Source organism: Enterococcus sp. FZMF (genome assembly GCF_030263915.1).
Classification (GTDB): domain Bacteria; phylum Bacillota; class Bacilli; order Lactobacillales; family Enterococcaceae; genus Enterococcus_D; species Enterococcus_D casseliflavus.
The window spans coordinates 3,000,351-3,018,751 of the sequence record NZ_CP127160.1 but is presented as its reverse complement, the minus strand read 5'-3'; the positions used below and the strand labels follow the sequence as shown (position 1 = coordinate 3,018,751).

Here is an 18,401-nt window from a genome sequence, read left to right as displayed (position 1 = left end):
GTTTCCTCCTTAGTCTGATACAGCTAATAATTTTTCGAATTGTTCTCTCACTTGTGGCACATCCAGACCAACGATCACTTGGAAGGCGTTGCCGTTGCGAACGACACCATGGGCACCAGCGCCTTTAAAGATGTCATCTGGCAGCACTTGGTCTTGATCTTTGACGGTGATTCTTAGGCGAGTGGCACAATTAGTGACTTTATCAATGTTGTCGCAACCGCCAAACCCTTCTAAGTAGACTGCGGCTTGTTCGGTGTAGCGATTGGCACCAGCAATCACTGGCGTTCCAGTGTTGGCTTGTTTTTCTTTGTAATCTTTTTTGGTGTATAGTTTGACTTCGCTATTGTTTTCTTCCCGTCCTGGTGTGGCTAACTTAAATTTGAGGATCAAGAAGCGGAAAACAAGGAAATAAAGGGCAGTAAAGGCTAACCCGATCACCAGCTGCGTGAAGATCATACTGCGATGATTTTGAAATAGCGGAATCCAGACCTTCGCCAACAGATCGATCAAGCCGCCCCCCATATCTCCAACGACCCCGAAGGCAAACATCGTTGCCGCCATGGTCGCTGCTAAAACAGCGTGCACCGCAAAGAGGGGTGGTGAGATAAAGAGGAAGGTGAATTCCAATGGCTCAGTGATACCAGCTAAAACGGCAGTTAAAGTGGCAGGGATCAAAATCGCTAAGACCTTCTTTTTGTTCTCGGGCTTGGCTGTGAAATAAAAAGCAGCAGCGATCCCTGGTGCAGCAAAGATCTTAGAATTGCCATGTAAAGCAAAGCCCCCTTCAGGGAAAAGCTCTTTCAATGGTCTGGTGGATTGGGCAAATTCTTGTAAATGTGCCATCCAGTATTTGGAGATTCCTTCTTCGACGACAGCGGGACCAAAAACAAAGGGGGTATACACGAAATGATGGAGACCTGTGGGAATCAATATTCGCTCTAAGAAAGTATAGAGCCAGACCCCAAAGACCCCAGCACTTGCTAGAAACCCTTGCATGGACCCAATGCCAGCTTGGACTTTCGGCCAAATCAATGCGATCAAAAAAGCAACTGGCAGCATTAAAAAGAAACCGAGGATCACGACAAAGGAAGAGCCTTGGAAGATTCCGAGAAAATCAGGCAGCTTCGTATCGAAAAACTTGTTGTGAAGATAGACGACGATCGCCGAAATAAAAATTGCTCCGATAATACCAGTATCTAATGTTTTAATGCCAGCGATCATTTTCAAGCCACTCTCACCGCCGGGATCAGCTGCAAAGTTGACACCGAAGAAGTTACCAAAGTACTCGATCATGCCAGAAATAAAATAATTACAAGTAATATAGACGACAAAGGCTTCCATTGCCGCTCGCGCATTGGCTTTTTTTGCGAGACCGATCGGTAATCCAATGACAAATAATAATTCCATTTGGTTGAAGACCGTCCACGCTCCGTTTTCAATGATCGTCCAAATGTTGTACCAAGTAGAGCCTTCAGTGGCGATACTCCCCACAAGCATCGGATTTTTAAAGATAATACACAGCGCGACCATGATCCCTGAAAAGGAAAACAAGAGGACCGGGGTAAACATCGCACCGCCAAACCGCTGAACTTTTTCCATCATAATTTCTTAACATCTCCTTTCAATTTTTACTACAACCTCAGTATAGAAAAGAAAGATAGCGGTTACAATGAAGCAAGGAAGCATAGGAACGTAGAAGCAAACAAAGAGAAAAAGTGGCAACTGCGGGGAAATTTCCCATAAAAAAACAAACCTGCGAAAAACAGGTTTGTTTGCTACGTACGTGTATTTAAATTTCGACGTTGCCATAACGATTGGCAAGGGCGGTGCGGATCAAGCGCTCTGCCAAATGCTCATTTCTTGCAAGGAGCGGTCCGTGGAAGTAAGAGCCGAACACATTGCGGTAAACCACGCCTTCGGTTTGGTCTTCGCCATTGTTTCCTTGTCCTTGGATGACTTTCCCCAATGGTTTTTCCCCTTTACCTAAGAAAGTACGGCCATTATGGTTTTCAAAGCCATAATAGGTCTCATCGAATTCTTCATTGTGGATCACGATGTCACCGATGAACCGATTGTTTTCTTGGCTTAAGGTGTAATGATCCAAGGCACCGATCCCATTGATTTTCTCGCCGTTGGCACCGATGTAGTAATGACCCAGCAATTGATAGCCGCCGCAGATCGCCAGCATGACGCCATCATTTTCGATATAGCTGGTCAGGGCTTCTTTTTTTGATTGGATATCTTGTGAAACGATCACTTGTTCAAAATCTTGTCCGCCACCGAAGAAGACGAGATCATATTTTTCAGGATCGAAGGGCTCGTGAATGCTGACGACCTCTGCGTTGAAGGTCACGCCTAGTTTTTCGGCCACGTAGCGCAGCATCAAGAGATTGCCGTTGTCGCCATAAGTATTCAAAAGATTTCCATACAAGTGGGCAACATTCAGTTGATACTTAGTCACGACTCATTCCTCCTTTGATATAGCCTTTTTCCGCAAGCTTTTTGCGTAGCTGCAAGACTGCAGTGTAAGTCGCTAAAATATAGACTTTTTCTGTTGGTAAGTCTGCAATTTGCTTGATGACGTCATCAAGTTCAGGGGTTTCAATGATTTTTTCTTCAGGGATCCCCGCAACTTTTAGCCGCAACGCCATATCTTTGTGACGATCACCACCAGCGATCACTTGAGGAATCCCCATATCGGCAAACGCTTCATGGTCGCCATCCCAAATCCAGCTGACGTCGATCCCATCTGCGTAGTTGGCATTCAACAAGCTGACTAGCGAGAAAGGATAGGGCGACAGGCCGATCATATCGATGACTTGGTTCAAACCAACAGGGTTTTTAACTAAGACTAACGTACATTCTTTGTCCCCAATGCGGATCACTTCTTGACGACCAAAGACTTTTTCGTCATAGGCCAAACCAGATTTGATTTTTGCAGGTGCTACGCCATAATATTCCGCAACCGCAGTTGCCGCCAGAGCATTGTAGACATTGTACATCCCACCAACTTCGATGCGATAGTCATTGCCATCGATCACAAAATCAGCAGAGGTGTTGTCCATTGCGGTCATTTCCGTCAGTTTATAATCCAATTCTGGTCGATGGAAGCCGCAATTTGGGCAGTAGTATTTTCCAAGATTGGCATAGGTGATCATTTTATAGTGTAAAATGTGATGACACTCAGGACACAACACGCCATCCGTATTGTAATGGGCCATCTGCTCTTCATCTGGCAAATGATCAAATCCATAGTATTTCCGCGGATTGACAGTTGCTACCGAATTGAACAGTGGCGAATCCCCATTGCAGAGGATCGTAGCTTCTGGTGAGTTTGCGGCACCTTCAACGATCATTTTATAGGTCGTATAGATCTCGCCATAACGGTCCATTTGATCGCGGAAAATATTAGTGAAAACGAACAATTCCGGTTTGATGTACTTCGTTACTTTGCTGAGACTGGCTTCATCGATTTCTAAAACCGCGAATTTTTTGCCTTTTTTAGGGCGTGCCGATAGAAAGGTTGAAACGATCCCTTGGACCATATTGGCGCCGGTGGGGTTCGTCAATACTTCATCAAATTCTTGGCGCAAAATATTGACAGTCAAGGCAGTCGTCAATGTTTTGCCGTTGGTGCCTGTGATCACGACGACTTGGTAATCTTTCGCCAAATGATCTAATATATGTGGATCAACTTTTAATGCTAATTTACCAGGCAGGCTTGAGCCGCCTTTGAAAAAGTTCTTTAATACCCATTGAGAGGTCTTACCGACTGAAACAGCCAGATGACTTCGTATTCCCATAATGTAACCCTCCATTAGAGCGAATGCTTTCATTGTGCAAATTCAATTTATCATACCATATACCAAGAAAAAGGTTAAATTGCTTTTGCGATTCTTTAAATTTCTGCAAAGACCATTCTGATAAATGGCTCTTTTACTTGCGATGATCAAAGGCTTGAAAAGCAAAACAGCAAACCTGGCAGAAGGTTTGCTGCTGCTTTAACCGATAATGATTTTTTCCGTTGGGTACTCGTAGCCTAAGTCACGTGTTTCTTTTGGTACGAATAACATCAAGGTGTACAGCATACCGACACGGCCGATAAACATCAAAAGAGCAATCACGAGTTTGCCGATGGTTGATAAATCGCCCGTGATTCCTAAAGAAAGCCCTGTGGTTCCAAATGCCGAGGAAACTTCAACAATGATGGCGATCAAAGGGATATCCTCGATGGCGGTCAAGAATAAGACACAAAAGAAGCACATGCCCATCGAAAGCATGAAGACCACCACTGATTTGCGGACGTCATCTTGATCGATCCGGCGACCGAAGATATTGATATTGTCCTCACTTTTCAAGAAGGCATAGAGGTACAGCCCAATGATGGCAATGGTCGTCGTCCGAATCCCCCCACCAACAGAGCTGGGACTACAACCAATAAACATCAGCAAGGAGAAAACGATCAACGTCGTGGTTTGGAAGTTGCCTAAGTCATGGATCTGCAGGCCAGCATTCCGCGTTGTCATGGAATAAAACATGCTGTTCATCCACATACCGCTAAAGCTGTAATCTTTGAACAAATAATCTTTCTCAAGGAAAAAGATCGCTAATGTACCGCCGACAAAGAGGATCACGAAAGCCAAAACAGCAATTTTTGTGAATAAAGAAAAGCGAAACGGCAAGCGGCGGCGTTGTTTTTTCGTTTTAAAAAGGACCCATTCCCGAAAGTCCATGATCACTGGAAAACCGATCCCCCCGATAAAAATCAAAATCATGATACACGTCAGGAAGAAATAATCATGGGAAAACGGCAAGATGGAATTGCCCGTCACATCAAACCCTGAGTTGGTCACAGCAGAGATCGCTTGATAAAACCCATAAAAGATCGCATCTCGCCAATTGTCATAATAGCCGTAAAGATGAAAATAAACAGCGAAGATCGTACCTGCTACCACCTGACAAACTAAAATGATTGTAAACGTCGTTCGAATCATCCGAACGATCCCACTAAGCTTTGGCTGATTCATATCCGTCATGATCAACTGGCGCTGCTTTAAACTGATTTTGCGCCGTGAGACGATCGCAAAAAAGGTCGAGATCATCATGATCCCTAAACCGCCGACTTGAAAGAGGACTTCCAATAAGATGACCCCGTGGTCGTTAAACACGTCATTGATCGGAAAAGTAGTCAGCCCTGTGACACTGACCGTGCTGACCGCCATAAAGAACAGATCGATAAACGCGACATGAGAGCCGGGTTCTCGAAAGAAGGGGAGTGAAAAAAGCCCCAAAGAGACCACCGTCATCACGATATAATAAAAAACAATCACTTGGATTGAAGACACATTCTGGGAAATAAACGTCTTGCTCCTGCGCTGCGTCAAGCGGGCAAAGCGGGTAAAGTTCATTACAAAAAACCCCTCACTAAATAAACTATCCCCAGTATACCAAAGAACCAAGTAGATTTGAAAGAAAGCAGGATAGAATTCATGAGCAGCAGAAATTGTGCAAGGAAAAGCTTTTGGAAAGTATCGTTGGGTTAGAGGAAACGATCAGGCTGTGGTTCTTGCGGCAGCTTGATTGCTTAAGAAACTTAAAAACTCGAAGCAAATCAGTAAGGATTTCACGATTTCAGAAGAAAACGCTGGCAATTTATGAGAAGATAAAAGAAGAAAAAGATAGCAGCGACGATCCGCACGGAACAATAGCGAGAAAGCGGACAAAAAAAGCGCATCAAATTTTTTGAAAATCGAGACGGAAATGGGGAGTATCATGAAGAACGTGAAAATTATTTTTTTCGATGTTGATGGCACACTGATCGATATGAGCAAAAAGCAAATCTCTGAAAGAATGTTAGCCACATTAAAAGCCTTGAAGAAGCAAGGGATCCTGTTGTGCATTGCGACTGGCAGAAGTCCCATTGCGTTGCCGCAATTTGAAGGCGTGACCTTCGATGCGTTTTTGACCTTTAACGGGTCGTATTGTTTTAATCAAGCCGAGGGGATCCACCAAAACCCCATTCCTAAAAAAGATGTTCAGCAAATCATTGAAAATGCGACGGCGCTCAAGCGTCCAGTAGCGATCGCTACGAAGGACCGAACGGTTGCCAATGGCAAAGATGCTGATTTAGTTGAGTATTTTTCCTTTGCCCACCAAGAAGTGATCGTGGCAGAAGATTTTGATGAGGTGATCCAACAGCAAGACATTTTTCAAGTGATGCTAGGCTCAGGGAAAGAAGACTACGCCAAAGTGATGGCAAATACCACGGAGGCGAAAATCACCGCCTGGTGGGATCGCGCAGTCGATATTATTCCAGCCAGCAGTGGGAAAGGAAGCGGCATTGCCAAAATGCTGGCTTACTATGGCTTGGATAAATCTGAAACCATTGCCTTTGGCGATGGCAACAATGACATTGAGATGCTGGAGGCAGTCGGCTGGGGTCTCGCAATGGCCAATGCTTCGGATGAGTTAAAAGCAATCGCCGATGAAGTGATCGGTCACGTAGCCGAGGAAGGCATTTATCATTACTGCTTAGAAAACGGGCTGCTGGGTGAAGTCGTGCAGTGATGGACAATGCGCCAGTTGCTGTTGCCCGTTAAGAACATGCGCAGCCAGGATCGCTACTGCGTGTCTGTTTGATCAAATAAAAAAACTGTTTCCGAAATGTATTAGGGAAACAGTTTTTTTGATATAAAGTTGTTTAGCAATGAGTACGGTTTACAGCGCCTCCACTGCTTCGATCGCCTGATAGACTTTTTCGGGTGTGATCGCAGGATCGATCAAAATAAAGGTTTCTTCTTCTTTGACAGCATAGGTCAGAACCGAGGCGAAGTAATCCCGATCAAGGCGCGTCACGTGGAGATCCTTCAGCTTCATTGGCAAGTGCAAAGCTTTGTAAAATGGCCGTAATTCTTCAATCACATCAAAATCATTGGTATAGGCAAGCTGGACCCAAATGCAGTAGGCGACTTTATTGCCGTGCAAGACACTATGGGTCTCACTCAAATAAGACAAGCCGTCATGCAGCGCATGCGCACCAGATGTGCGGCCAAATTCGACTGCAAAACCACCAACTTCGCCTGCCAAAGCAATGATCGCATCGGTGATGCGGGCAAAGGCGGGGGTCAGCTGCCCGACTTCTAGGTCTTTGACAGCTTGGATCGCATCGGCAATCAGCAAGTTTTTGATCAAAAGAGCGCTTTGGAAACCTAGCCGTACTAAGGCAGTCTTGTCGTCTTCTGCCATGTTGCGGACGATGGCTTCCATTTCATAATATTTGGCTAACGTATCAGCGATCCCAGCGATAAAGTAATCAACGGGTGTGGCTAGTAAAAAACGGGTGTCGACGATCGTCATGTAGGCACCTTTTTTGGCATAGTCGATTTTACAAATCGTATGATCAGGGTAATAGGCGACGATCACAGGGGTAAAGGGTGCACAGTTAGAAACCAATGTAGGGATCACGATCAATTCTGCGCCAAGGGTTTGGGCGGTGATTTTTGCTGTATCAGCGACTTTGCCGCCGCCGATTGCCACTACCGCATCCGCTTGCTGGATCGCTTCAGCTAAGGCTTGCGCATTTTCATAACTCGATGATCCATCGTAGCGGTAGATCGGATAGTCAAATGAATGGGGGTAATAGGCTGAAAACACATCGAATGACTGCTCCCCAGTGATCACGGCAACTTCTTGGAACTCACTTAAATACTCTGGCAAATCAGCTAAGACCCCATCGCCAGTAATATACCGATTAGGACCTGGACGGACTTCATTGGCTAACATCAAACAAACACTCCTTTATAATCGTCAGAATTTTCTAATCAGTGTATCGCGAAAATGCCCTGACTGTCAATTTCCTTTTGGCAAAAGAAACAGAAAACAGCCGATCTGCCTTATGAGCAAATCGGCTGTTAATGATGAATCGGGAGGCATGCTCCAAAAATGTTAGGCCCAGTTTTGGCGAATAAAGCCAGCTCGACCGGAGCCTTCGCTGTAAGCATTGTAATGGGCTGCATTTTTTTTGTAAAAATCTTGATGGTAGTCTTCTGCAGGATAAAAAGGTTCTGCTGGTTCGATCTTCGTTACGATCGGACGGTCAAAGCGGCCGCTAGCTTGCAACTGCGCCTTTGATTTTTCCGCAATCGCTTTTTGTTCTTCACTATTGTAAAAAATCACTGGACGATAGGAATCACCACGGTCGGCAAACTGACCAAACGCATCCGTGGGGTCTGTCTGCTGCCAATAGATGGCAACCAATTCTTCATAAGAGATGACCTCAGGATCAAAGGTGATCTCAACTGCTTCGGTGTGACCGGTGGTTCCTGTCGCTACTTGTTGGTAGGTTGGGTTAGGCACATGGCCGCCAGTAAAGCCAGAAACCACTTTGAGGATGCCTGGCAGCGAGTCAAAAGGTTTCACCATGCACCAAAAACAACCGCCAGCAAAAATTGCCGTATCTTTCATAGGTATTCCTCCTTTGCTTCTATGGTATGCTTCTAGTAGAGAAAAACAAGAGATATGCTTGTAAGAAGGAAAAAAGCAGAAAATGAGTTCTTTACGAGAAAACAAAATGAGAAAGAGAGGCACAACCAATGTTAGATAAATCAATTCCATATGCAGAAATCTGGATGAAGCGAGCGCACAAAAGCACACCGATCCAGCCTGTTCAATCCGATAACTATTCATTACGCAGCTACCAAGCAGGAGACGAAAGGCACTGGGCACGGATCGAAACATCCGTCGGAGAGTTTGACAATGAGGCCGAGGCATTGGCGTATTTTGAAAAAGAATTTATGCCTGAGCAAGCACAGCTAGGACAGCGAATGTTTTTTGCCCTTGATCAATCAGGTACACCGGTCGGTACGGCTACCGCTTGGAAAAAAGCCAAGCAAGACGGCACACCGGTTCCACTAGTCCATTGGGTAGCAGTAATGCCGCAAGCTCAACGTCAAGGGATCGCTCGCGGCTTGGTCACGCAAGTCGTTTCTGTCTTGGAGGCAGCCAACGAGCCGATGTATCTTCATACGCAAACCTGGAGCCATGCAGCAATCAAGCTCTATCAGCAGCTCGGATTTGTGATCATTGCAACGGATATCAATGGGAATGAAAATCCAGAATATCCGCTGGCTTGTCAAGTATTGGCAGAAGTTGCTCAAAAAGCCAGAAACGAGTAAGAGATGGCGGCGGCAAAAAATCCGTTAATTTTTCGTAAAACTCTTGCGTAAAAGGCGGCAGGTGTCGAATTTAAGTCTGTAAAAATTCTCCTTTTTCAAGTATAATACCAAAGGAGTATGAGGAAGGATGGGCGAGATGGCACAGCTTTTTTTTAAATATGGCGCAATGAATAGTGGGAAAACGATCGAGATATTGAAAGTTGCTCACAACTATGAAGAACAAGACAAACCAGTCGTGATCATGACAAGTGGATTGGACACCAGAAGCGGTGTGGGAAATGTTTCAAGCCGCATCGGCTTAGAACGAGACGCGATCCCGATTTTTGATGAAACGGATCTGTTCCATTTGATCAAAGACCTCGGTTACAAACCTTATTGTATTTTGATCGACGAAGCACAGTTCCTAAAGAAGCATCACGTGCTGGCTTTCACCAAAATCGTGGACGAGTTAGGTATCCCTGTGATGGCCTTTGGTTTGAAAAATGATTTCCGCAATGAATTATTTGAAGGCTCAAAATACTTGTTGCTTTACGCAGATAAAATCGAAGAGATGAAAACCATCTGCTGGTTCTGTCATAAAAAAGCAACCATGAACTTGCACTATATCGACGGAAAACCCGTTTACGAGGGCGACCAAGTACAAATCGGCGGTAACGAAGCGTATTATCCTGTTTGCCGCAAACATTACTTTCACCCGGGAATGAAAAAAGAAGGAGAATAATCAATGTACGATCAGTTACAAGCAATCGAAGACCGTTACGAAGAATTAGGCGAATTACTTAGTGATCCAGCCGTGATCTCTGACACCAAACGCTTCATGCAGCTTTCAAAAGAAGAAGCCAATACACGGGAAACGGTGGAAGTCTACCGTCGTTACAAAGAAGTCGTTGAGGGAATCAAGGATACCGAAGAAATGCTTGGGGAAAACCTTGATGCGGAAATGGCAGAGATGGCCAAAGAAGAACTCTCTGACTTGAAAAAAGAAAAAGATGTTTTAGAAGAACGCATCAAAATCTTGTTATTGCCAAAAGATCCGAATGATGACAAAAACATCATCATGGAGATCCGTGGTGCAGCAGGCGGCGATGAAGCAGCCTTATTTGCTGGCGATCTTTTCAATATGTATCAAAAATATGCGGAAAACCAAGGCTGGAAAGTCGAAGTCATGGATGCCAACGTCACTGGGATCGGTGGGTACAAAGAAGTCATCATGATGATCACTGGCGACAACGTCTTTTCAAAATTGAAATATGAGAGCGGCGCCCACCGAGTGCAGCGGGTACCGTCTACCGAATCACAAGGCCGAATCCATACGTCTACGGCAACGGTCGTGGTTATGCCCGAAGCTGAAGAAGTCGAAATCGATATCGCAGACAAAGATATTCGGACCGATATTTACCATGCCTCTGGTGCTGGTGGTCAGCACGTCAACAAAACAGCTTCTGCTGTTCGTCTGACGCACTTGCCAACAGGGATCGCTGTTGCGATGCAAGATGAGCGTTCACAGCTGAAAAACCGTGAGAAAGCGATGAAAGTCTTGCGGGCACGGGTCTATGACCAAATGCAGCAAGAAGCACAAAGTGAATACGATGCAAACCGTAAATCAGCAGTGGGTACCGGCGATCGTTCTGAACGGATTCGCACCTATAACTTCCCGCAAAACCGCGTAACAGATCACCGTATCGGGTTGACTATTCAAAAATTGGATCAAATTTTAGCTGGAAAACTCGATGAAATTGTTGATGCACTGATCGTTTACGATCAAACATCAAAATTAGATGAGATGCAAAATGGCTAAAACCTATCGAGAAGTCCTTTCACGGGCTTCTTCTTTTTTAGAAACGAAAGGGCTGGACGGGTATGCGATCCAATACCTGTTTTTACAGCGAAAAAACTGGCAGCAACTCGATTGGCTGCTGCAGATGGACCAACCCATCTTAAGGGAAGATGAGGCACAGATCGCAGCAGATCTTGAACAGCTGTTGCAGCATGAACCACCGCAATATTTATTAGGGTATGAAGAATTTTATGGGCATCGCTTAAAAGTGACCCCTGCAACCTTGATCCCGCGTCCAGAAACCGAAGAGCTGGTGGAAAAGTGTTTGGCAAAATTACCAGCAGATCAGCCGCTGCGAGTCGTAGACATCGGCACAGGTACTGGAGCGATCGCCATTGCCTTGAAATTAGCACGTCCCCAGTGGGCCGTGAGTGCCGTGGATCTTTCAGCAGAGGCATTAGCCGTTGCTAAAGAAAATGCGGCAGCCTTAGGCGCGGAGATTCGCTTTTTCCAAGGAGATACCTTAGAGCCCGTGGCAGATCAGCAATGGGATCTGATCGTTTCCAACCCACCGTATATCAGCGCTGAAGAGTGGCCGCTGATGGATATCAGCGTAAGAGAAAAAGAGCCTAAAATGGCGCTTTTTGCACAAGAACAAGGATTGGCGATCTATAAGCAATTGGCACAGCAAGCACCGAATTGTTTGGCGCCTAACGGGCAAATGGCGCTAGAAATCGGCTTTCAGCAAGGACTAGCTGTTCAACAGCTTTTTGCAGCCGCTTTTCCCAACAAAGAAATCACCGTAGTAAAAGATCTTGCGGGGCAAGACCGGATGGTGTTCGTCAGTCATCCACAAGATGTGGATAAATAAATTTTTTTTGCTACAGAAAAATTGCAAAAACCTTATGAAATGAACAACTTCTAAATAAACCGAGTTATAAACAGGGTTATCCACACTTGACAAACGACTTATCCACAAAATGTGGAAAAGAAACGAGAAAATGTTGATAAGTGTGGAAACTTCTCAAAAAAGGATGTGGATAAATTGTGGAAACAAAAATTTTTGATCAAACACAGTTGAACGAAGCTGCAGCTATTTTAGCTGAGGGGGGATTGGTGGCGTTCCCGACGGAAACCGTCTATGGACTAGGGGCTAGCGCGCTTTTGCCCACGGCTGTTGCGCAAGTATATCAAGTCAAAGGGCGACCTAGTGACAATCCTTTGATCGTTCATATTGCCGAGCCAGAGCAGTTGGAACCGTTTGTGGATAACAAGCATCCTTTTGCTGATAAATTGATGGAAACTTTCTGGCCTGGGCCCTTAACCTTGATCTTTTCGATCAAAAAAGACAGTTTACCTAGCATTGTTACTGGCGGCTTATCCACAGCGGCTTTTCGGATGCCAAACAACACCAAGACGTTAGCGTTGATCAAACAAGCCCAACAGCCATTGGTTGGTCCTAGCGCGAATACCTCTGGTAAACCAAGCCCAACATCAGCTGCGCATGTTCAGCATGATCTGGCAGGCAAAATCGCTGGCATCTTGGATGATGGGGTGACGCAGATCGGTGTCGAATCAACGGTCTTAGATTTGAGTGACCCAACGGCGCCGCCGATCATCTTACGTCCTGGTGCGATCTCTAAAGAACAGCTTGAAGCAGTTTTACAAACAAAAGTCCTCGTCGATCAGCACTTAGTAACAGAAAGTGAAGCACCCAAAGCGCCGGGCATGAAATACAAGCACTATGCACCGAATACCAACGTTATGATGGTCAATGATCAAGATTGGCCGGCAGCCATGGCTTGGGCAAAAGAGCAGCAGTTTAAGGTAGGAGTTTTAGCTGGACCAACGATCGCCGAGCAAGTCCGCTTTGAAGCTGCAGCCATCTATTTATTTTTTGATGACAGTGTGGAAGCCGCGACAAAAGGGCTGTTTGCTGGTTTACGGGCGTTAGATGAATCGATTGCTGAGTTAGATGTCTTATTTGCACCCACGTTTCCAGAAAGCGGCTTAGGGGCTGCTTATATGAATCGGTTGAAAAAAGCTGCAAATCAAAGTTTCTTTCAAGAAAATTAGCAAAAAACCAGAATTCATTATAGGTAGCTTATGAAGAAATGTGATACAATGCTACCATTAAGGTAAAGGGGTGTTGTAAGCATGGATTATCAAACGTTTGATCCCGAATTGTGGCAAGCGATCGAAAAAGAAACGAATCGTCAACAAAACAATTTGGAATTGATTGCGTCTGAAAATATCGTTTCAAAAGGTGTAATGGCTGCGCAAGGTAGTATTTTGACAAATAAATACGCTGAGGGTTATCCAGGTCGTCGTTACTATGGCGGTTGTGAATTTGTTGATGTGGTAGAAAACTTAGCAATTGAACGGGCGAAAAGTATTTTCGGTGCGGCATATGCCAATGTTCAACCGCATTCTGGTTCTCAAGCCAACACAGCAGCTTATTTAGCGTTGATCGAAACAGGCGATACAGTATTAGGGATGGATCTTTCCGCAGGCGGTCATTTGACTCATGGCTCACCAGTGAATTTCAGCGGCAAGACCTATAATTTTGTTAGTTATGGTGTTGATCCTGCAACAGAAGTCATCGACTACAATGTCGTTCGTATTTTGGCGCGTAAGCATCAACCGAAACTGATCGTTGCTGGTGCCAGTGCTTACTCACGTACGATCGATTTTGCGAAGTTCCGTGAAATCGCTGATGAAGTTGGCGCAAAATTGATGGTGGATATGGCGCATATCGCTGGTTTAGTAGCGGCTGGTCTTCATCCAAACCCAGTTCCTTATGCGGACATCACGACTTCTACGACCCATAAAACATTACGCGGCCCTCGAGGCGGCTTGATTTTAACAAATGATGAAGACTTAGCGAAAAAAATCAATAGTGCCGTTTTCCCTGGTATCCAAGGCGGCCCATTAGAGCACGTGATCGCAGCGAAAGCTGTTGCTTTTAAAGAAGCACAAGATGAGTCGTTCAAAGAGTACTCTGAGCAAGTCATCCGCAATGCACAAGCAATGGCGAAAGTCTTCAACCAAGCACCACAAGCCCGCTTGGTCTCTGGTGCAACAGACAATCACCTATTATTGATCGATGTGCGCGGCTTTGATTTGAACGGCAAAGAAGCAGAAGCTTTGCTGGATCAAGTCAATATCACCGTCAATAAAAACTCGATTCCTTTCGAATCACTAAGTCCTTTCAAAACGAGTGGGATTCGCGTGGGGACACCAGCGATCACTAGTCGTGGCTTTAAAGAAGAAGATTGTGTCGAAGTGGCGAAATTGATCGTCAAAGTTTTAGAAAAACCAAATGATGAAGCCGTTTTGGCAGAAGTCACGGCGCAAGTCAAAGAATTGACGGACAACTATCCACTTTATAAAAATAAATAAAAGGGGACTGTGACAGAAGTTAAGGTCAGACAAGACGTCTCACGCGTTTTTCCTGCGCTATAGCTCTTTGATCACCGAAAGTGAGAAAGGGGCTAGAATGAACGCAGAGGCGCTTCTCATGCCGTCTTGTCTCCTTCCTTCTAACGCAATCCTTTTTTTGAGGAAAAGCAGTATTGCCTGTGGCAGATGGTTGTAACAAGAGCCGATTTGCTTTAAAATAAGAGAAAAACCAAAGGAGATTTTTTTAAATGGGTAAATTTCAAGTAATCGATCACCCGCTGATCCAACACAAATTAACAATGATCCGCGACAAGAACTGTGGAACAAAGGTTTTCCGTGAAGTTGTTAATGAAATCGCAATGTTGATGGCGTATGAAGTGTCTCGCGACATGCCGCTTGAAGATCTAGTGATTGAAACACCAATTGAAGAATCAACACAAAAAACACTATCTGGTAAAAAGGTAGCGATCATTCCGATCCTGCGCGCAGGTCTAGGCATGGTTGATGGTATCCTTGAATTGATCCCAGCCGCAAAAGTTGGTCATATCGGGATGTACCGTGATGAAGAAACGCTAGAACCACACGAATACTTCGTAAAATTACCTGAAGACATCGATGAACGTCAATTATTTATCGTTGACCCAATGTTAGCTACGGGCGGTTCAGCGATCATGGCGATCGACGCACTGAAAAAACGCGGCGCTTCAAACATGAAATTCGTCTGCTTAGTTGCTGCACCAGAAGGCGTGAAAGCATTGCAAGATGCCCAACCAGATGTTGACATCTATACTGCAAATCTTGATGAACGCCTAAATGAACACGGCTATATCGTTCCTGGTTTGGGCGATGCCGGTGACCGTCTATTCGGTACAAAATAAATCAATACAAATAAGACAAAGGCAACTGAAGTTTTGCCTCGTCAATGATGCCATGGAAGAAGATCGACAGCCAAAACGGTTCGATCGGTTATCCATGGCTTTTTTTAGCTTTTCATAAAATCAGACAATGAAAAAAGGAGAAAATCAACTGATTTTCTCCTTGCATTAAACGGGTTATAGTTTGGTTAATTGTTTGTAATTGATGATCAATACACCATTACTTTGCGAAACTAATTTCTGGTTTTCTGGGGTTTCGTTCAGCTCGACCACCGCAGAGTTTTTCAACTGCTTTGTGATGGTACCAGTTTGTTTCTTCCCATGGAACGTGAACATGACAGGAGTAGCGACCTCAAACGTTGAACCTTCTTGTGACGGGACAATTGTTGTTTCGAATTTACCAAATGTTGCCATGTAAAAACCTCCTTGATAATTCTATTATATCACAATTTTCGGAAAATTTCAGTAAGTAGATTTTTTTCAGCAGACCTCTTTACAAAACAACCGTTTTTGCATATAATTTTCTTTGTGCCATACAACGCCAGCTTAGCTCAGTTGGTAGAGCAACGCACTCGTAACGCGTAGGTCACAGGTTCGAATCCTGCAGCTGGCATAACCAAAACCATCACCTCATAGACAACCTATGACGTGGTGGTTTTTTGTTTTATTTGAAAACAGAGAGTGTGTTTTTTAGGAGAAAAATCAATCAGAAAGTATATGGTTCTAAAAGATAGCCAGATATTATTATGACCCAATGTTCTATGGCATTTATTTCATAATTTTAAGAAGCAGAAAAACGAATTGCACTTCATTTTTAACCCTCTTTTCCCGAAAATCATTAAAGTTTCTAAATTTTTTGTGAATGCTCATGGACAATCCTTTCTTTTCTCCTCAATTATCACTATAATGGATAAAGATTCTACAGAAGAGAGTGTGGACATGGAAAATTCACGAATAAAAACGAACGATAATCGAATTGACTACGGTGTGATTCTACCCGTATTTTTATTATGTCTGATTGGTTTGGCGTCCCTGTATGTGGCGCTGACACACGATCCGAATAATCCGAATATGCTGCGAACGTTAGGGTTTCAAGCTTTATGGTATGTGTTAGGCGTTGTTGCCGTGATCATTATCATGCAGATCAAATCAAAATGGCTCTGGAAATTGACGCCCTATATTTATGGAGCTGGGCTAGCCGTTATGCTGGCGCTGTTGAAATTTTATGATCGGACAATGGCTGACTCGACAGGATCGAAAAACTGGTTCCGTTTTGGTCCCTTTACCTTGCAGCCTTCAGAATTGATGAAGATCGCCTATATCATGATGTTGGCGTTAGTCGTCACGCAGCACAATGTCAAGCATCGGGAACGGGATCTGAAAACAGATGGGTTACTGATTGCAAAAATGTTAGCCGTCACGATCCCAGTCCTGATCCTGATCACCTTACAAAATGACTTTGGTACGATGTTGGTCTTTCTAGCGATTTTCGGTGGGGTCTTCTTGATGTCAGGAATCTCATGGCGAATCATCGTGCCAGTGATTGCGGCATTTGTGATTCTCGGCGGTGGAACGATTTTCTTAGTGACTACCGATGTTGGTCGCGAGTTTCTGTACAATACAGGAATCTTTAAAGAATACCAATTCGCCCGTATCGATTCGTGGCTAGATCCTTTTCATGATACCCAAGGGCAATCCTTCCAATTGGCGTATGCTCTGATGGCGATCGCCTCTGGTGGGATGTTCGGGAAAGGATTTAATGTCAGCGATGTGTATGTACCAGTCCGAGAATCCGATATGATTTTTTCGGTGATCGGTGAGAATTTTGGGTTTATTGGCAGCGCGTTTGTCATTTTATTGTATTTTATTTTGATCTATCGGATGATCCGCGTATGTTTCGATACCAACAATGAATTTTATGCCTACTTGGCAACTGGGATCATTATGATGATTCTCTTCCATGTGTTTGAAAACATTGGCGCAAACATCGGTCTCTTACCGTTGACGGGGATTCCATTGCCGTTTATCAGCCAAGGAGGATCTGCCCTATTAAGCAATATGATTGGGATCGGTTTGATTTTATCGATGCGTTATCAAGCTGAGACCGCACCAAAAACACTTTAAGGAGTTCACATGATTACATTTTATTGGTACCCAAAATGCAGTACATGCCGAAATGCGAAGCGTTGGTTAGAAGAGCACGAGATTCCCTTTGAAGCGATCGATATGGTAGCTACACCGCCTCAACCGGAACAATTGCTGGCTTGGATCCAATCAAGCGAAGCACCGTTAACCCGTTTCTTTAACACAAGCGGCATGAAATACCGTGAATTGCAATTAAAAGAAAAAGTGCCGACCATGACTGCCCAAGACGCAGCCGATGTGCTGGCAACCGATGGTATGTTGATCAAGCGCCCACTGCTGGTTAGCGGCGACCGCTTTTTGATTAATGGATTTAAAGAAAATGAATATGAAGGAGTCTTACTAGAATCATGGAAAAGAAATGCTTAAGAAAAAAAGATAATTTGTGGGTTTTGTTTAACGGGAAAGAATATTGTGTCGGTTTAACAAAAGAAGCGCAAGAAGAACTTGGTGCGGTCACGTTTGCTTCGATTCAAAAAGCAGGAACTGCTTTAAAACAAGGAGAGACCCTTGTTGAGCTGGAAGCGGAAAAAGCAGTCAGTGAATTTCCAAGTCCATTGACGGGCGTGATTTCTTCCGTAAATGAAAAAATCGATCAATCGATTGATACCTTAAATGATGAAGACGAAATGAACGCTTGGCTGGTCAGCTTCAAAGAGGTTGACCCAAGTCAATTTGAAGCCTTGTAAGTCAAACCTGTAAAAACGACTATTTTTTCAAAAAGAATTGACAGTCGGATAAGACGTTGCTATAATTTGCTCAATAAATGAATGCTTTGAAAAGAAGAGTACATGTTCTTAACGTACACAGAGAGCCCTGTTTGGTGCAAATGGGCAACGGAGAGAGGATGGAAGATGGTCTTTGAGCATGATAGGTGAGTGGAAACAAGCCTATCACGGGAGGCACCCGTTACAGTGCAGCAGTATGCGAAGCAATTCAAGTACTGAGCGAGGCTGTTGATGCGAATCGACAGTAAATCAAGGTGGTAACGCGGAAGTTGTGCTTTCGTCCTTTGTAACAGTATAATGTACA

18 protein-coding genes, 1 tRNA gene and 1 other annotated feature are annotated in these 18,401 nt (G+C 44.4%); of the genes, 12 read left to right on the top strand and 7 right to left on the bottom strand.

Annotation, left to right across the window (positions count from 1 at the left end):
* Positions 1 to 9 precede the first annotated feature (9 nt).
* The 4 genes from QN079_RS14690 to QN079_RS14675 form a co-directional block, all read right to left on the bottom strand.
* Entirely contained in the window at positions 10 to 1,602 is a 1,593-nt protein-coding gene (locus QN079_RS14690; protein ID WP_289230026.1) for an alpha-glucoside-specific PTS transporter subunit IIBC, read from the bottom strand.
* A gap of 187 nt (positions 1,603 to 1,789) precedes the next feature.
* The gene (locus QN079_RS14685) at positions 1,790 to 2,461 is read right to left on the bottom strand and encodes a type 1 glutamine amidotransferase (RefSeq protein ID WP_005227859.1); all 672 of its coding nucleotides are present in this window, start codon (positions 2,459 to 2,461) and stop codon (positions 1,790 to 1,792) included.
* On the bottom strand, positions 2,454 to 3,803 hold the full coding sequence (locus tag QN079_RS14680) for a Mur ligase family protein (RefSeq protein ID WP_005227862.1): 1,350 nt from the start codon (positions 3,801 to 3,803) through the stop codon (positions 2,454 to 2,456). Before QN079_RS14680 ends, QN079_RS14685 begins: the two co-directional genes overlap by 8 nt.
* A gap of 198 nt (positions 3,804 to 4,001) precedes the next feature.
* Complete coding sequence (locus QN079_RS14675) at positions 4,002 to 5,459, bottom strand: TrkH family potassium uptake protein (protein WP_261369851.1); 1,458 nt, start codon at positions 5,457 to 5,459, stop codon at positions 4,002 to 4,004.
* 313 nt (positions 5,460 to 5,772) lie between these two features.
* Here QN079_RS14675 and QN079_RS14670 point away from each other — a divergent pair, with 313 nt between their 5' ends.
* A complete protein-coding gene (locus QN079_RS14670; RefSeq protein WP_353957173.1) occupies positions 5,773 to 6,567 on the top strand; it encodes an HAD family hydrolase in 795 nt (264 codons plus the stop codon).
* Between the two features lie 150 nt (positions 6,568 to 6,717).
* Here QN079_RS14670 and QN079_RS14665 read toward each other — a convergent pair whose 3' ends face one another.
* Complete coding sequence (locus QN079_RS14665; protein ID WP_081116873.1) at positions 6,718 to 7,782, bottom strand: iron-containing alcohol dehydrogenase family protein; 1,065 nt, start codon at positions 7,780 to 7,782, stop codon at positions 6,718 to 6,720.
* 162 nt (positions 7,783 to 7,944) lie between these two features.
* The gene (gene msrA / locus QN079_RS14660; protein WP_289230025.1) at positions 7,945 to 8,463 is read right to left on the bottom strand and encodes a peptide-methionine (S)-S-oxide reductase MsrA; all 519 of its coding nucleotides are present in this window, start codon (positions 8,461 to 8,463) and stop codon (positions 7,945 to 7,947) included.
* 128 nt (positions 8,464 to 8,591) lie between these two features.
* Between msrA and QN079_RS14655 the strand changes: the two genes are divergently transcribed.
* The 7 genes from QN079_RS14655 to upp all read left to right on the top strand — a co-directional run bounded on the left by QN079_RS14655 (position 8,592) and on the right by upp (position 15,230).
* Positions 8,592 to 9,173 (top strand): GNAT family N-acetyltransferase, encoded by a 582-nt coding sequence (locus QN079_RS14655; protein WP_289230024.1) that lies wholly within the window; start codon positions 8,592 to 8,594, stop codon positions 9,171 to 9,173.
* Between the two features lie 136 nt (positions 9,174 to 9,309).
* Positions 9,310 to 9,894, top strand: a complete 585-nt coding sequence (locus QN079_RS14650) for a thymidine kinase (RefSeq protein ID WP_005227882.1) — start codon at positions 9,310 to 9,312, stop codon at positions 9,892 to 9,894.
* 3 nt (positions 9,895 to 9,897) lie between these two features.
* Positions 9,898 to 10,971: a peptide chain release factor 1 gene (gene prfA, locus QN079_RS14645; RefSeq protein ID WP_005227884.1), complete on the top strand. Its 1,074-nt coding sequence runs from the start codon at positions 9,898 to 9,900 to the stop codon at positions 10,969 to 10,971.
* Positions 10,964 to 11,821, top strand: coding sequence for a peptide chain release factor N(5)-glutamine methyltransferase (gene prmC / locus QN079_RS14640; RefSeq protein ID WP_289230023.1), 858 nt, complete (start codon positions 10,964 to 10,966; stop codon positions 11,819 to 11,821). The genes prfA and prmC overlap by 8 nt, the downstream gene beginning before the upstream one ends.
* Positions 11,822 to 11,997: 176 nt before the next feature.
* Positions 11,998 to 13,026, top strand: coding sequence for an L-threonylcarbamoyladenylate synthase (locus QN079_RS14635; protein WP_016609911.1), 1,029 nt, complete (start codon positions 11,998 to 12,000; stop codon positions 13,024 to 13,026).
* Between the two features lie 81 nt (positions 13,027 to 13,107).
* Positions 13,108 to 14,352: a serine hydroxymethyltransferase gene (gene glyA, locus QN079_RS14630; protein ID WP_289230022.1), complete on the top strand. Its 1,245-nt coding sequence runs from the start codon at positions 13,108 to 13,110 to the stop codon at positions 14,350 to 14,352.
* 248 nt (positions 14,353 to 14,600) lie between these two features.
* Positions 14,601 to 15,230 (top strand): uracil phosphoribosyltransferase, encoded by a 630-nt coding sequence (gene upp, locus QN079_RS14625; protein WP_289230021.1) that lies wholly within the window; start codon positions 14,601 to 14,603, stop codon positions 15,228 to 15,230.
* Positions 15,231 to 15,404: 174 nt separating this feature from the next.
* Here the strand turns inward: upp and QN079_RS14620 are convergent, their stop codons facing one another.
* A complete protein-coding gene (locus QN079_RS14620) occupies positions 15,405 to 15,641 on the bottom strand; it encodes a hypothetical protein (RefSeq protein ID WP_005227896.1) in 237 nt (78 codons plus the stop codon).
* Between the two features lie 126 nt (positions 15,642 to 15,767).
* On the opposite strand from QN079_RS14620, the gene QN079_RS14615 reads away from it, so the two are divergent.
* From QN079_RS14615 to QN079_RS14600, 4 genes are all read left to right on the top strand, one after another.
* Positions 15,768 to 15,840, top strand: a tRNA-Thr gene (locus tag QN079_RS14615).
* A 326-nt stretch (positions 15,841 to 16,166) separates the two neighbouring features.
* On the top strand, positions 16,167 to 17,351 hold the full coding sequence (locus QN079_RS14610) for an FtsW/RodA/SpoVE family cell cycle protein (RefSeq protein ID WP_015510439.1): 1,185 nt from the start codon (positions 16,167 to 16,169) through the stop codon (positions 17,349 to 17,351).
* A gap of 9 nt (positions 17,352 to 17,360) precedes the next feature.
* Positions 17,361 to 17,738, top strand: coding sequence for an arsenate reductase family protein (locus QN079_RS14605; RefSeq protein WP_010749085.1), 378 nt, complete (start codon positions 17,361 to 17,363; stop codon positions 17,736 to 17,738).
* Positions 17,720 to 18,058, top strand: coding sequence for a glycine cleavage system H family protein (locus QN079_RS14600; RefSeq protein ID WP_010749086.1), 339 nt, complete (start codon positions 17,720 to 17,722; stop codon positions 18,056 to 18,058). The genes QN079_RS14605 and QN079_RS14600 overlap by 19 nt, the downstream gene beginning before the upstream one ends.
* 77 nt (positions 18,059 to 18,135) lie before the next feature.
* Positions 18,136 to 18,385: a binding site (T-box leader), on the top strand.
* Positions 18,386 to 18,401: the final 16 nt, after the last annotated feature.

Bases quoted from the DNA above. Each gene is read 5' to 3' on its own strand.
- QN079_RS14690 (WP_289230026.1), bottom strand. From the start codon at position 1,602: ATGATGGAAAAAGTTCAGCGGTTTGGCGGTGCGATGTTTACCCCGGTC.
- QN079_RS14680 (WP_005227862.1), bottom strand. From the start codon at position 3,803: ATGGGAATACGAAGTCATCTGGCTGTTTCAGTCGGTAAGACCTCTCAA.
- QN079_RS14670 (WP_353957173.1), top strand. From the start codon at position 5,773: ATGAAGAACGTGAAAATTATTTTTTTCGATGTTGATGGCACACTGATC.
- QN079_RS14665 (WP_081116873.1), bottom strand. From the start codon at position 7,782: ATGTTAGCCAATGAAGTCCGTCCAGGTCCTAATCGGTATATTACTGGC.
- msrA (WP_289230025.1), bottom strand. From the start codon at position 8,463: ATGAAAGATACGGCAATTTTTGCTGGCGGTTGTTTTTGGTGCATGGTG.
- QN079_RS14655 (WP_289230024.1), top strand. From the start codon at position 8,592: ATGTTAGATAAATCAATTCCATATGCAGAAATCTGGATGAAGCGAGCG.
- QN079_RS14650 (WP_005227882.1), top strand. From the start codon at position 9,310: ATGGCACAGCTTTTTTTTAAATATGGCGCAATGAATAGTGGGAAAACG.
- prfA (WP_005227884.1), top strand. From the start codon at position 9,898: ATGTACGATCAGTTACAAGCAATCGAAGACCGTTACGAAGAATTAGGC.
- prmC (WP_289230023.1), top strand. From the start codon at position 10,964: ATGGCTAAAACCTATCGAGAAGTCCTTTCACGGGCTTCTTCTTTTTTA.
- glyA (WP_289230022.1), top strand. From the start codon at position 13,108: ATGGATTATCAAACGTTTGATCCCGAATTGTGGCAAGCGATCGAAAAA.
- upp (WP_289230021.1), top strand. From the start codon at position 14,601: ATGGGTAAATTTCAAGTAATCGATCACCCGCTGATCCAACACAAATTA.
- QN079_RS14620 (WP_005227896.1), bottom strand. From the start codon at position 15,641: ATGGCAACATTTGGTAAATTCGAAACAACAATTGTCCCGTCACAAGAA.
- QN079_RS14610 (WP_015510439.1), top strand. From the start codon at position 16,167: ATGGAAAATTCACGAATAAAAACGAACGATAATCGAATTGACTACGGT.
- QN079_RS14605 (WP_010749085.1), top strand. From the start codon at position 17,361: ATGATTACATTTTATTGGTACCCAAAATGCAGTACATGCCGAAATGCG.
- QN079_RS14600 (WP_010749086.1), top strand. From the start codon at position 17,720: ATGGAAAAGAAATGCTTAAGAAAAAAAGATAATTTGTGGGTTTTGTTT.